Annotated in this window: 15 protein-coding genes; 3 read left to right on the forward strand and 12 right to left on the reverse strand. The window is 74.2% G+C overall.

Annotated elements, in window-relative coordinates:
• Positions 1-14: 14 nt before the first annotated feature.
• The 10 genes from IE271_RS05475 to IE271_RS05520 all read right to left on the reverse strand — a co-directional run bounded on the left by IE271_RS05475 (position 15) and on the right by IE271_RS05520 (position 8,513).
• Positions 15-479, reverse strand: a complete 465-nt coding sequence (locus IE271_RS05475) for a lasso peptide biosynthesis B2 protein (protein ID WP_190189031.1) — start codon at positions 477-479, stop codon at positions 15-17.
• 1 nt (position 480) lies between these two features.
• Positions 481-756, reverse strand: coding sequence for a lasso peptide biosynthesis PqqD family chaperone (locus IE271_RS05480; protein ID WP_190189032.1), 276 nt, complete (start codon positions 754-756; stop codon positions 481-483).
• Complete coding sequence (locus tag IE271_RS05485; protein ID WP_190189033.1) at positions 743-2,608, reverse strand: asparagine synthase-related protein; 1,866 nt, start codon at positions 2,606-2,608, stop codon at positions 743-745. Before IE271_RS05485 ends, IE271_RS05480 begins: the two co-directional genes overlap by 14 nt.
• Positions 2,609-2,614: 6 nt before the next feature.
• On the reverse strand, positions 2,615-2,785 hold the full coding sequence (locus IE271_RS05490; RefSeq protein ID WP_190189034.1) for a lasso RiPP family leader peptide-containing protein: 171 nt from the start codon (positions 2,783-2,785) through the stop codon (positions 2,615-2,617).
• A 161-nt stretch (positions 2,786-2,946) separates the two neighbouring features.
• Positions 2,947-3,120: a lasso RiPP family leader peptide-containing protein gene (locus IE271_RS05495; RefSeq protein WP_190189035.1), complete on the reverse strand. Its 174-nt coding sequence runs from the start codon at positions 3,118-3,120 to the stop codon at positions 2,947-2,949.
• A 108-nt stretch (positions 3,121-3,228) separates the two neighbouring features.
• Positions 3,229-4,104, reverse strand: a complete 876-nt coding sequence (locus IE271_RS05500; RefSeq protein ID WP_190189036.1) for a geranyl diphosphate 2-C-methyltransferase — start codon at positions 4,102-4,104, stop codon at positions 3,229-3,231.
• 83 nt (positions 4,105-4,187) lie between these two features.
• Entirely contained in the window at positions 4,188-5,246 is a 1,059-nt protein-coding gene (locus IE271_RS05505) for a family 2 encapsulin nanocompartment cargo protein terpene cyclase (protein ID WP_190189037.1), read from the reverse strand.
• A gap of 568 nt (positions 5,247-5,814) precedes the next feature.
• A complete protein-coding gene (locus tag IE271_RS05510) occupies positions 5,815-6,789 on the reverse strand; it encodes an STM4015 family protein (RefSeq protein WP_190189038.1) in 975 nt (324 codons plus the stop codon).
• A gap of 155 nt (positions 6,790-6,944) precedes the next feature.
• Positions 6,945-7,286, reverse strand: coding sequence for an STAS domain-containing protein (locus tag IE271_RS05515; protein WP_190189039.1), 342 nt, complete (start codon positions 7,284-7,286; stop codon positions 6,945-6,947).
• A gap of 195 nt (positions 7,287-7,481) precedes the next feature.
• Complete coding sequence (locus IE271_RS05520) at positions 7,482-8,513, reverse strand: medium chain dehydrogenase/reductase family protein (RefSeq protein ID WP_190189040.1); 1,032 nt, start codon at positions 8,511-8,513, stop codon at positions 7,482-7,484.
• Positions 8,514-8,664: 151 nt separating this feature from the next.
• On the opposite strand from IE271_RS05520, the gene IE271_RS05525 reads away from it, so the two are divergent.
• Positions 8,665-9,366: a TetR/AcrR family transcriptional regulator gene (locus IE271_RS05525; RefSeq protein ID WP_190189041.1), complete on the forward strand. Its 702-nt coding sequence runs from the start codon at positions 8,665-8,667 to the stop codon at positions 9,364-9,366.
• A 97-nt stretch (positions 9,367-9,463) separates the two neighbouring features.
• Here the strand turns inward: IE271_RS05525 and IE271_RS05530 are convergent, their stop codons facing one another.
• Positions 9,464-9,682, reverse strand: a complete 219-nt coding sequence (locus IE271_RS05530) for a hypothetical protein (RefSeq protein WP_190189042.1) — start codon at positions 9,680-9,682, stop codon at positions 9,464-9,466.
• Positions 9,683-9,861: 179 nt separating this feature from the next.
• Complete coding sequence (locus tag IE271_RS05535; RefSeq protein WP_190189043.1) at positions 9,862-11,055, reverse strand: glycoside hydrolase family 64 protein; 1,194 nt, start codon at positions 11,053-11,055, stop codon at positions 9,862-9,864.
• 515 nt (positions 11,056-11,570) lie between these two features.
• On the opposite strand from IE271_RS05535, the gene IE271_RS05540 reads away from it, so the two are divergent.
• Both IE271_RS05540 and IE271_RS05545 read left to right on the forward strand, forming a co-directional pair.
• Complete coding sequence (locus tag IE271_RS05540) at positions 11,571-11,993, forward strand: cupin domain-containing protein (protein WP_190189044.1); 423 nt, start codon at positions 11,571-11,573, stop codon at positions 11,991-11,993.
• A 73-nt stretch (positions 11,994-12,066) separates the two neighbouring features.
• The gene (locus IE271_RS05545) at positions 12,067-12,816 is read left to right on the forward strand and encodes an SDR family oxidoreductase (protein ID WP_190189045.1); all 750 of its coding nucleotides are present in this window, start codon (positions 12,067-12,069) and stop codon (positions 12,814-12,816) included.
• Positions 12,817-12,938 lie beyond the last annotated feature (122 nt).

Below are 12,938 nucleotides of genomic sequence, written 5' to 3' on the forward strand. Positions count from 1 at the left end.
CGGGGCCGCCCGGATCACGGGGCGGCGGGGCCGGACGTCTCGGGGCGGGACGTCCGCGGCGGCCCCTCCTCGGGCGCCACGGTGATGGTGGGGGTGTAGTAGCCGGGCGGATGGGGCTCGTCGACGGGGCGGCCGTCGGCCTCGACCCAGGCGTGGGCGGTGAAGGGGTAGGCGCGCACCCCGGTGCGCCAGGTGGGCCAGGTCCCGCGCAGCCGGCACAGCAGCGCGGTGGCGATGGAGCGGGGCAGGCAGCCCTGGCCGGCGCAGGACAGGCTCACGGCCAGGACGGCGTCGCGGGCGGCCCCGGCCTGGGCCGCGGTGGCGGGGGCCGCGCCCCGCCGCGCGGCGGTGAGCAGGGCGCGGATGCGGGCGGGCGGCCGGCGGGCGATCACATGGGCGGCGGCCACGGCGGCCAGCGCGGCGGGCCGTTCGCGCCAGGGCAGGCGGGGGCGCGTCCGCGCGGTGAAGGGGACGCTCACGTCAGGTCTCCAGGAGCCGGGCGTCGGTGAGCTGGGTCACCAGACGGTGGGTGTCGGCCTCGGCGCGCGGCGCGGCGGCGGGGTGGGCCTCGGTCAGGCACCGGGCGGCCTCGTGGGCGGTGGCTCCGGACAGCAGGGCGCGTACCAGCAGGTGCGCGGTGGGGTTGAGGTGCCAGTAGCGCCCGGTGCGCTCGTCCAGCAGGACCGCCGGGGTCCCGGCCGGTGGCGCGGTGGGGTCGCCGGCGGGGGTGAGGGTGACGTGGTCAGGAAGGTGCATGGTCGCGGACTCCCGCTGGTGTGGACGGACGGACGAGGGCGTGGGGGGCGCGGGACCGGGCGCGCAGCCAGTTCTCGACGCCGACGAAGACGTCCAGGGCGAGCCTGCCGGCCCCGGCGTCGACGGGCGTGTGGACGCACAGCTCGCGCAGGGCGGCGGGATCGGCCAGGCCGAGCCGGACCAGCAGCGCGTCGTCGGCCAGGGCGTGCAGCTGGTCGCGGTGGGCGCGCAGCCCCTCGTAGAGGAGGGCGGAGAACTCGGCCTTCGTGGCGCGGGCCAGGCACGCGGCCGGCACGTGCGGGCGCATCGCGGCGACCGTGAGGGGCTTGTAGCGGCCGGGTACGGCCCGGTGGTCGAGGCGTACCGCCAGGGCCGCGGCGACGACGCGGTCGTCCAGATAGGGGGCGTGCACGGCGGCGCCCGCCCGCGCGGTCAGCTCGCGCAGGGAGGCCATCAGCGGTGCGGTGGCCCGCACGGCGGACAGGGCCTGGTGCTGGGAGCGCGCGGTGGCGCAGGGGCGGGCGGCGGGAGCGGCGCGCAGGACGCGGCGGGAGACGGTGTCGGCGGCGGCCGGGGTGGTCCAGGCGGGCAGCCGCCACGGCAGCTCCCAGCCGAAGTCCGGCACGTTCAGCGGGGACGGGGGCGTGGTCAGCAGGCGGGCCTGGTCGGCCAGCCAGGTGCCGTAGGGGCGCCGGTCGGCCAGGGCGCGCACGCAGGCGGTGTGCGGCCAGCGGGTGCGGGCGCGGAGGTTGCGCAGGCGCGGCCACAGCGCGCTCGGGCGGGTGCGGGCCAGGTCGTGCAGGTAGGAGGAGGACAACAGGGTGAGTTCGTCCCCGCCGTGGCCGGTCAGGTGGACCCGGGCACCGTGGCCGGCCAGGCGCCCGGCGGTCGCGGTGACGCGGGCCAGGGCCCGCAGCCAGGGCAGGGGTTCGTCCAGGCCGTCCACCGGCTGGGCCACACCGGCGAACCAGCCCGGCAGTTCCTCCGGAAGGGCCGTCACGTGCTCGCCGCTCAGATGCCGCAGCGCGCGGGCGGTCCAGTGCGCGTCGTCGTGGGCGGGGTCGGCGACCTCGTGGGCGAAGGTGACCAGCCGCCCGTGCCGTTCGCGCACCGCGGCGTCGGCGAGGAAGGCCACCGGGGTGGAGTCCAGGCCGCCGGACAGGTCGCAGGCCACCACCTCCTCCTCGCCGACGCGCACCCGTACGGCCTCCCGCAGGGCGTCGGCGAACGCGGGCGCTCCCCGCGACAGGGGCAGATGGGGTTCGGGCGGGGTCCACCAGGTGCGTGTCCGTACTCCGCGCGGGTCGAGGTGGGCGGCGTCCCCCGGCGGCACCGGGCGCACCCCCCGCCACAGCGGGGAGGTCAGCACCGGCGGCGGCTGGTCGAGGAGCCGGACCGCCAGCGCCTCGGCGTCCAGGTCCGCCCCCGCCAGCGCGGCCAGGACGCCGGCCCGGTCGCCCGCCACCACCGTGCCGGCGCCGTCACCGGTCAGACGTGTGAAGAAGACGCGGCGCAGGCCAGAAGCCGTGCCCTGCACCCGCACCCGGTCGCCCACCACGGCCACGAGGTGGAAGCAGCCGGGCAGCCGGGCGGCCACCGCGTCGGCGTCCTCCGGGCAGCTCAGCCGTGCCGCCATGGTCCTCAGCGCGCCGGCGGTGACCGGGCAGTCGCCGATCACCGCGAGACGCGCCCCGCCCGCCTCGGCGCGGACGACGGTGCGGGGCGCGGCCGTCACCAGGCACGGCCGGCCGGACGCGTAGGCCAGCACCGCCCCGCCCGCGAGCCGTCCGCCGACGGCGGTGCCGGCGGGGCTGTCCGGCAGGACCACGAACCATCCGGCGCTCGATGTCATCGGGGGCTATCCCGCGGCGAACCACGAACCGGCGATGACGTCGGTCCCCTTCGGGCCGAGACCGCGGGTCAGCACGGTGAAGTCGCCGACCTCGACGGCCCGGGGCGGCTCGTACGGCTCCGCCTCCCCGGCGGGCCCCGGGGCCGGGCGCACGTCCGTGTCCTTGAGGGTGTCCATGACCATGTCCTCCTTGAGTGTCGATGGTGCTGTCTCAAAGTAGGACGAAGCGTTATAGATGGCCTGTATATCTACTTTCCGGGCGGGGGCGCACGACGACGGAGGGCCGCGAGCGGCCCTCCGTCCCGATGGTGGCGTGACGGTCGTGTCCCGTCGGCCGGCTACCCCGCGTCGCCGGAGAAGCCGGCGATGACGTCGGCTTCGCTCGTGGCGCTCCAGCCGCGGGTCAGCGCGTGGAAATCACCGGCCTCGACCGCCCGCGGCGGCTCGTACGCGGTCGGTCCGTCCACCGGCTCCGAGGCCGTCCGGACGGTCCTGTTCTCGATCGGATCCATGATGACGGTGTCCTCCTTTCGGACACGTGGACATCGCTCCCTCGGAGCGGGAGGAATGTCCGGGGACAGGATATTTCCTGCCGCTCCGGTCGGCCGCCCGGAGCCGGGTCAGACGCGGTCGGCGACGACGAGCAGATACTGGAAGCTGCCGTTCCTGTACGCCGTCAGGAACGTGTCCTCGATGCCGGTGGCCAGGTGGTCCGCCCGTTTGCGCAGCTCCCAGTACGGGACGGCGGCCTCGGTGAGGTCCTGCACGTGGACGGGCACGAGCCGGTTGCGGGCCAGGGCGCGGAAGTACGCGGAACGGGGGTGGATGTCGCAGATGTAGTGGGCGTTGATGAGGGAGACCTCGCGGGAGGCCTGCCCGTAGGTGTCGTTGTAGCAACCGGTGATCACCGCGTAGCGGCCGCCGCGGCGCAGCAGCCGCGCGTGCTCGGCGAAGAGCAGGTCCAGTTCGACGTACATGGTGGACTCGTTGTTCCAGGACGCCGCGTACCCGCCGGTATCGAGGCCGGTGTCGAGCATGTTGCGGTGGTGGAAGCGGACCTTGGCGTCGATGCCGCGCTTGCGCGCCTGCTCGTTGGCGAAGCCGGCCTGCTTCTCGGAGAGGGTCACTCCGTCGGTGTGGCAGCCGTACCGCAGGTGCGCGACCACGCTGCCGCCCCCGCGTCCGCACCCCGCGTCGAAGACGTGGTCGGCGGGGGAGAGGGGGCCGAGGTGGGAGGCGAGCAGTTCGGCCTGGGCGTGCTCGAGGCGGTGCAGTTCGCGGGTGATCCGTTCGCCGCGCCGGTCGGGGTCCGGCTCCTCCAGCACGGAGAAGTCGGCGGCGCCGACGCCGTAGTGGTGGTGGTAGAGGTCGTCGAGCTTGCCGAGTTCGAGGTTGACCGGGTTCTCCTCGGCGTTCCAGTACTCCGCCACGCGGTTCTGGTACGTGGACTGGGCCGGGATCGGTGCGGACGTGGTGCCGGTGTGCGCGCTGGTCAACAGTGACTCCTCGCTGTGGTGCGGGCGTGCGTTCGGTGGTCGGTCGGCGGGCCGGGGACTACCGGGCCGGACGGGCCGGGCACTCACCAGTAGTCGGGCAGGCGGTAGCGTTCGGTGTTGGTGGCGTGCCACTCGTGGTTGCCCGCCACCCAGTCGTCCAGGCCGCGGGCGTACCGGGCGACGAGCGGCGAGGCGGCCGACAGCTCGGCGGCCTCCGTCTCGAACGCCTCCATGACCCGGTTGTGGATCTCGACGCTCCTCAGATAGGCGGCCTTGAGGCCGCACCGCTCGTTCGCGGCCACCACCTGAGGCAGGTTCAGGTGCTCGGGGTCGCTGGCCAGTTCCTTGGTGAAGGAGTACAGGTCGTTGACGAGCGTCGTGGCGTTGCAGGCCAGGGCGGTGATCCGCTGGATCTCGGGGCGGGCGTACACCGCCTCGGGGAGTTCGTAGCCGTCCACGGCGTCGACGATGGACAGGCAGGGGCGGAAGTTGTTGAACTGCCGCATCACCAGGTACTCCCAGACGCGCGGCACGTGCCGCGTCTCCGCCCAGGAGGCCTCGGCGAGGTAGCCCATGTGCAGCCGGGCGATGTCGTGCACGAACCGGTCGGTCTGGCTGGGGGTGGCGAAGGCCGCGTAGTCCTTCAGGGCCCAGTGGTACGAGCGCAGCGGGCCGTCGGCCTGCACGCCCTCGCGCCACCGCGTCTCGTACTCCGGGGCGCCGTGGAACGGGTCGAGGGCCGACTGCGCCATGACCAGCCGGCCGCCCAGGCCGCGCCGCGCGCCGCCCCTGCCCTCGTCCTCCTCGCAGTAGCAGCTGTCGACGATGTTCTCGGCCAGCAGCAGCTTGCCGGCGACGGTCAGGCGCTCCAGGTCGGCCGCCGCGGGGTGCTGCAGGCACACGGCCCGGCCGAACCGGAACTGCGCGAAGTCCCCGCTCCACGCCGCGGGGAACAGGTCGAGTTCGCGCGCCCATTCCTCCAGCCTCCGGTCGACCTCGGCGGCCTTGTCGGGGTCGGCCGGCGCGGCGGGCCGGTGTCTCAGTCCCGGAACGGCCCCGGTGCGCCGGGTCCGCAGCGAGCGGGCCGGATCGGGAGGGCCCGGCAGGGTGAAGGTGGAAGCGGCGTTCGTGGACGTGCTCATGGTGGTGGGCTCCAGGACGACTCGGGGCGCGGATGCGCTGTGCACGCCGCCGCACCAGGCAACCAGCAGACCGCGGTGATCGAGAACCGCGCGAAGGGGGCGCCTTCGCACCCGAAAGGCGTAAACCCCGTGGTCGAGGCACGTGGAACGCACGCGGTCGCACGTGGAGCGGCGGGAAGATCCTCACCGCTCGCCCGTAAGAGGGAGTTCCGCGCCTTCGCACGTGCACAAGATTGCGGTGTCGTCCCGTCCGTACGAACACCCGGCCGAGGCCCGGCGTCGCGGACGGCGCCGCCCGCCGCCGGGTGAAAGCGGGCGGCGGCCACCGCCCCGACGTCTCCCAGGACTCCCGCGCGCCCGGGGACGACCGTCCGGCAGCGGGCGTGCGGGCGTGCGACGGACTCCAGCCGCGGATCCGGCGGTCGGGGCGGACCCGGCGGCGGAGGCCCGCGGCGGCGGAGTGGCAGGGTGGCGGTGGAGGGGCGGGGCGGCGATGGGGGCCGGGCGGCGGTGGGGCCCGGGCCGGGGCGGCGGCCCGGGCCCGGACGCCGGGAGGATCAGCTCCTGTTCACTCTCCCGCCGCCGTGTACCGGCTCCCGTCCTCGTCGGCCTTCTCCTGCTCGCCGAGGTCGACCTCCACTCCGAACGGCTCCAGGGCCTCGCGCAGGCGCCGCATCATCGGATCCGACAGGAAGTGGTGGTGGAGGTCGAGTTCCTCCAGGTGGGTCAGGGGCTGACCGGTCAGGAGCGCCTCGGCGCCGGCGTCGCCGAGGGTGCCCAGGCCCAGGTGCAGCGAGGTGAGCCGGGCGACGACCGGAGCGGTGGCGACGGCGGCGGCGACCTCGTCCTGCACGTCGCTGTTCTGCAGGCCCAGGTGGCGCAGGGCGGGCAGGGCGTCGCCGGCCAGGAGCGGGGCGAGGTCGGCGACGGTGGTGGTGCGGCCGTAGTACTCGTCGCCGAGCCACAGGTCCAGGCGCTCCAGACGGGGCAGGTCGCAGGCGACGAGGCCCTGGACGACCTCGCGGGGCAGGCCGCCGTTCTCGAAGCGCAGGACGCGCAGGTGCTCGTGGCGCAACGGGGTCAGCCGCAGTCCGGGCTCGTCCTCGAAGCCGCCGTTGGAGCCGCGGACCGCCAGTTCCTCCAGGCGGGGGTAGGCGGCCAGGACCGGCGACACGTCGCCCTGCACGATCCAGGACAGCTCGGCCTCCTCGAAGGTGAGGTCGGCGAGGTAGAGGGCCCTGAGCCCGGTCAGCCGGCCGGCCGCGGCCGCGAGGCGCTCGGCCGTCTCCTCCGGGTCGTCGCCGGAGTCCTCCGTGCCGTAGGCGCCCGCCCCCAGCACCAGGGCCCGCACCCGCGCCGGGTCCACGGTGTCGAGGAAACGCTCCCAGCAGAGGTCGAAGCTCTCCTCGTCGGTGCGGAACGGGTCCCGCGCCAGCCGCCAGGCGACGGTCTCCGCCGCCGGCAGCGGCCCGTCCTCCTCCCCGGCGCGCGGAAAGTCGTACACGGGCAGGCCGTGCAGCTCGGATATGTGATCGATGGTCACGCGATGTCCTCCCGCATGCGGACCGGGGCGCCGGCGGACACCGCCGACGCCCCGCCGGTCCATGGGCCGCCCTTTCTACCAGCCCTCACCGACACGCGTTTCCCCGGTGCCGACCGCAGCCTCCCGCCTCGCACCGGGGCCGTGCGGCCCCGCCGTCACGGGCGGTGGAGAGGGAGCTGGTCGCCCAGGCCGACGAGGGTGATCATGGTGCGGACGGCGGTGCTCAGATCGGTGATGGTGACGAGGACGCCGATCGCGTGCAGCGCGTTGCACAGACCGAGGAGGGTGAACAGGCTGCCGGGATCGCAGTAGGTGATGTCGGACAGGTTCAGCAGCACACGGTGGTGGTCGTCCCGGTGCAGGGCCAGCTGCACGAAGTCCTCGACCAGCAGACGGGTGGTGTCGAGGTCCAGCTCACCGGCCAGGTACACCAGCACGGCGTGCTGGTCGGCCCGCACCCGACGCATGACCAGTCGGGGTTCCGTGTGCTGGTCCATCCCTCTGCCGTCCCTCACGGACGGGCCGTGCGCGGCCCGTCGTCGTTCGTCCTTCCTCATCGTGGCAACGAGGTTCTCACCTGTCAGGACACTCTTCGGCGGCTGTCGCACGATCGACGCGGTTTATATGCGCCCAGCATGAGCCGGTGCCATGGGCGGGGGTCCCCGCCGGCCCGTGGCACCGGCCGACGGGCTCTAGGGGATGAGCACGATCTTTCCCGCGGTGGTGCCGGACTCGGCCAGCCGCAGGGCCTCGGCGACGTCGGTGAGCGGCAGCCGGGCGCCGATCCGGGCGGTGACGTCCCCGCGCCGCAGGGCGGCGAAGACCTCGGTGAGGTCGGCGCGCAGCCGGGCCCGGAACCGGTTCCTGGCCAGGGAGCGCCCGGCCCAGAGGTTGAAGAAGTGGGCCCGGCGGCCGTTGGGCAGCGCGTTCCACAGCCACACCCGGCCGAGCAGCTTGAACACGGGCCACTGCTTGGAGCCCTCGTCGTCCCGGGTGGAGGCGGTGCCGTAGGAGACGAGCGTGCCGCCGGGCGCGAGGAGGCGCCAGGAGTCGACGATGCCGCGGCCCCCGACGTGGTCGAAGACCGCGTCCACCCCGCCGGGCGCGAGTGCGCGGACCCGCGCGGCCACGTCCCCCGTGCGGTAGTCGACGGGGACGACGCCCCAGGCCCGCAGGGTGTCGTGGTGGCGGACGGACGCGGTGCCGATGACCTCCGTCCCCGCCGCGCGGGCGAGCTGGACCAGGACCGAGCCGACGCCGCCGTTGGCGCCGTGCACCAGGACCGTCCCTCCCGCCCGGACGCGTGCCGTGCGGTGCAGCATCTGCCAGGCGGTGAGGCCGTTGACCACCAGGGCCTCGGCCTCCGCCGCGCCGACGCCGTCGGGCACCGGCACCACGTCCGCCGCGTCGACGAGCACGTGGCTGGCCCAGCCGCCGACCTTGACCAGGGCGGCCACCCGGGTGCCGGCCAGGCCCGGCTCGACGCCCTCACCGGTCGCCAGCACCGTGCCGACCAGGTCGTAGCCGGGCACGAAGGGGAACGGCGGCTGGTCGTAGTAGCGGCCCCGGCGCATCTGCTGCTCGGCGAAGGAGACCCCGGTCGCCTCCGTCCGGAGCAGGACCTGGCCGGGGCCCGCCACGGGGACGTCCCCGCGCCGGATCCGCAGCCCCTCCGGCTCCACCTTGCCCGGCAGGACGATCTCGACGAGTCCTTCGGCGTTCATGACGACCTCCCCTGCGGCGCGTATCTGGTGAGCGCCTCTTGGTTTAGTTAGAAGTTGTAACCGAACGCGAAAGTGAGTGTCAATAGGCTTCGTGATAGCCTCTAACTAAATCGTGGGCCCGCAGCCGTGCGGGCGCGGAGAGGCGGAGGCCATGACGGGCACAGGCGCGAAGACTCCGCGCGAGCGCTACCGCGCCCAGGTGCGCGCGGAGATCAAGGAGCGCGCGTGGGAGCAGATCGCGACGGCGGGCGCCTCCGGGCTCTCCCTCAACGCGATCGCCAAGCGGATGGGCATGAGCGGTCCCGCCCTCTACCGGTACTACGCCGGCCGCGACGACCTGATCACCGAACTCGTCCGGGACGCCTACCGGAGCCTCGCCGACACGTTCCGCGCGGCCTCCGCCCCGGGGCCGGACGCGGCCGCGCTGGCGCACGCCCTGCGCGGGTGGGCCCTGGAGGACCCCCACCGGTACTTCCTCGTCTACGGCACCCCCGTCCCCGGCTACCACGCGCCCGACGACATCACCGGGATCGCGTCCGAGATCATGGCGACGCTGCTGGACGCCTGCGCGGCGCTGCCCCCGGACGGCCCCGGCACACCGTTCGGCACGCACCTGGAGGAGCACCGGCAGTGGGCGGACGGCCACCCCGCCCCGCCCGCGGTCCTCCACCGGGCCCTGACCTTCTGGACCCGGCTGCACGGCGTCCTGTCACTGGAACTGGCGGGCCACTTCACCGGCATGGGCTTCGACCCCGCGCTGTTCTTCGCGGCCGAACTCGACGACCTGCTCGCGGGCGGTGGCCGGTCCGCCGGGCGCGGGTCCCCGCCGGGGCGCGAGGACCCGGCACGGTGAGGCGGTGGATCCCGCCCGGGCGGCGCCCGGCGGGCAGCACGCCGTCCAAGGGGCGCGCCGTCCGCGTCGGGCGGGCGGCCTCGCCGGTGGCGCCGCCTCAGACGACGGGCTGTCCGTCGTAGATTCCGCCCTTGCAGTGGGCGACGGTCCTCGCGTCCTCGCCGTTGCCCACGATCGAGACGATGATGATGCCGCCCCCTGCGGTGCACTGCGCCACCGTCACGTCGGCCGGCCCGGACGCGGCGGCCTGCGCGGGCACGGCGGACAGCGCGGATGCGGCGAGGACCGCGGCGAGCACACGGACCGGCTTCCTCATGGTGGTCTCCTTCTCTCCGGTTCCGTACCAGCGTCGTCGGCGCGCGCCCGGGCCGCCATCGGACGCGGGCACCCGGGGTACGGGAGCCGCCGCGACACGCGCGGAGCCGTTCCTCCCCGGTGCGGGGAGGAACGGCTCCGACGGTGGTGCGGAAGGCTCCCGGCCGGGACCGGCCGGGATCAGCCGAAGGACTCGAGCGTGATGGTCGCGTCCTTCGGGGCGCCGTCGTGCACCAGCGACTCATGGGCGCCGACGTCGTCGAAGGCGAAGGCGTACGCCTTGCCGTCCTGCATCTGGTCGTGGACCAGCCGGGCGTAGTGGTTCGTGACGCCGTCCCGGTAGAAGCCGGAGGCGTCGGCGTCGGGCTGGTCGGGGTTGGTGAGCAGGGTGGAGCGGTTGTACGCGGCGCACAGGGTCCGCGATATGGGGCCGCGCACCTGGTCGTTGGGGGCGTCCAGCTTGTTGTAGCAGCCGAAGACGGAGTCGGAGTCGGGCTTCTCGAAGGAGGTCACGACGGCACCGGTGCCGTCGGTGAAGTCCATCCTGTCGCCGTTGACCCTGCCGTGGAACTTGGTGTCCGGCTGCTCCTTGAACGGGGTCACCGTCAGGGTGTCGGTGGCGTACTTGGACCAGACGCGGTCGATGTAGTCGTTCATCACGTCGGCCGGGATGGCGCCCGAGCCGACGCCGTGGCCGGGCGCCAGGACGCGCAGCGGCGTGCCGTCGCCGCGGGTCTGGACCAGGCCCTCCCAGCCGCCGCCCTGCGCCTTGAGGCCGTCGACGACGGCCTGGTAACCGCCCGGCTTGAGCCTGCCGGTCTCCTTGGTGGAGCCGTCGCCGGCGGTCAGGCCCACCGAGTAGGGCGCGGAGAACATGTCCACCTGGGTGGAGTTCAGCCACAGACCGGAGTCGTTGAGCGTGTACTCGGTCCAGTTGAACAGGATGTCGTGGTTGGGGTCGGAGGCGTTCTGCACGGCGGGCTGCACGAGCCCGCCCTCGGCGAGCCGGAAGTCCAGCTTCTGGCCGTACGAGAAGTAGACCCGGCCGGAGAACTTCGGAAGCTGAATGGTCTTTGACTCGCCGTTGACCGGACCGGCGAACGAGGCGTCGGGGGCCGGTACCGGCGGGGCGCCGCCGGCCGGCCAGGCGTGGAAGGCTCCGCTCTCGTCGGCGTACCCCTGCTCGCCGGAGGCGAGTTCGGTGCCGATCACGTACACGTACACCTGCTCGCTGCTCCCTGAGGTGTTCTTCAGGGTCAGGGGGATGGTGTCCGCCGCGGCCGAGGCCGGTCCTGCCGGACCGGCGACGACGGAGGCTGCGCCGAGCGCGGCCGCGACAGCCAGGGACGCCGTCGGCCTGCGTGGGGGAAGCATACGGTCCTCCTTGGTGTGGGGGGACTTGCAACGTTGTACTCCGATCTTGTGCATGTCAATGAGTCGAACAGGATCAACCGTGTGCAGACTCCGCCGAGTTCGGAAGGTGAAGTAGTGAAAACGCTGGTGGACGGCGGGTGGCGGACCGGTGCGGAAGCGGCCGGACCGGCCTGCCGGAAGGCGGCGGGGCGGCCGGGGGCGGCACGGTGCCGGGGACGTGTCCGGAACCGCGCTCACCGGGCGCACCGGGTCCCTGGACAATGGGACTCCTCCCGGGAGCGCCCCACGAGCCCCCGGGCCGCGCGCCGGGTCAGCCGTCCGCGTCCCCCGGCGGGCACGGACCGGGGCGCGCCGGCGAGGGAGGGCTCCCGCGCTCCGTACGCCCCGCCACGGGCACCGCCGCGTACGCCCTCGACCGCAGCACCGCCCCGTAGAGACCGCTCCGCCGGCCATCACCCCGTACGACCCCGATCGCAGGCGCCGCGGAGCACAGGCACCGCGGAAGGAGAAGTGCCGTGTCCGACACCCGGAAGCACCCGCGTTCCGAGGCGTGGAAGACCGCGCTCACCGTGCTGCAGGAGGTGACCCCGCCCGCCGTTCCGGAGGGCGCGCACGTGACGACCGTCCGGGTCGAGTTCCCGCCCGGTGATCCGGGCACCCCGCCGCACCGCCACCCCGGACCGGCCTTCGGCTACGTGCTGGAGGGCGAGATGCGCTTCGAGCTGGAGGGCGAGCCGGAGCGGATCGTCCGCGCGGGCGAGACGTTCTGGGAGCCCGGCGGAGACGTCGTCCACTACCAGGACGGCAACCACCGCACCGACACCCGCCTGCGCTTCCTCGTCACCATGCTCTGCGTGCCGGGACAGCCCATGCTCGTCCTCGTCGACGACGACGAGCTGAAGCGGCGCGCGCACCTGCGGGCACCCCGGCCGTCCTGACCGAACCCCCTCTGGACGCGACCGGTTCGCCGTCCGATCCGCTGATCCGCCATCGGAGCAAGGAGAGCGTGACGTGAAGATCGTGGTCATCGGAGGCACCGGGCTCATCGGCGGCAAGGTGGCCGGCAGGCTCGGCGAACTGGGGCACGAGGCGGTGCCCGCCGCGCCCGGCACGGGCGTCGACACCCTCACCGGTGAGGGCCTCGCCGCCGCGCTCGCCGGAGCCCGGGTGGTGGTGGACGTGACCAACTCGCCCTCCTTCGAGGAGCGGGCGGCGACGGACTTCTTCACCACCTCCACCCGCAACCAGCTGGCCGCCGAGGAGGCGGCGGGCGTCGCGCACCACCTGACCCTGTCGGTCGTCGGCGTCGACGGTCCGCTCGACAACGGCTACTTCCGGGCGAAGGTGGCACAGGAACAGCTGGTCAAGCAGGGGCCGATCGCCTACTCGATCGTCCGGGCGACACAGTTCTTCGAGTTCGTGAAAGGTATCGCCGACACCGCCACCGAGGGTGACACCGTGCGTGTGCCGCCCGTGCTCGTCCAGCCCATGGCGGCCGACGACGTCGCCGAAGCGGTGTGCGAGGTCGCCGTGGGGGCCCCGTTGAAGGGCACCGTCGAGGTGGCGGGTCCCCAGCTGCTCCGCTTCGACGCGTTCGTCGCCGAGGCGCTGCGCGCGTGGGGCGACCCGCGCACGGTCGTCGCCGACCCGCACGCCCGTTACTTCGGCTCCGAACTGGCGGAGCGCAGCCTCGTCCCCGACGAGGGCCGCGCCCGCCAGGCCGGCACCCGCTTCGAGGACTGGCTGCGCCGCACTACTTGAGCCGCCCTCGCCGGGCACGGCGGCGGTCGGGCACGGTGGCGGCCGTACGGTACGGGCGGCGCGGGACGGACCGCGGACCGGCCCAGGTCCAGGCGGGGGCGAGGAGGCCGGCTGCCGCGGGG

Origin of the sequence: Streptomyces minutiscleroticus (assembly GCF_014650875.1) — a bacterium.
In the GTDB taxonomy this organism is placed as follows: Bacteria; Actinomycetota; Actinomycetes; order Streptomycetales; family Streptomycetaceae; genus Streptomyces; species Streptomyces minutiscleroticus.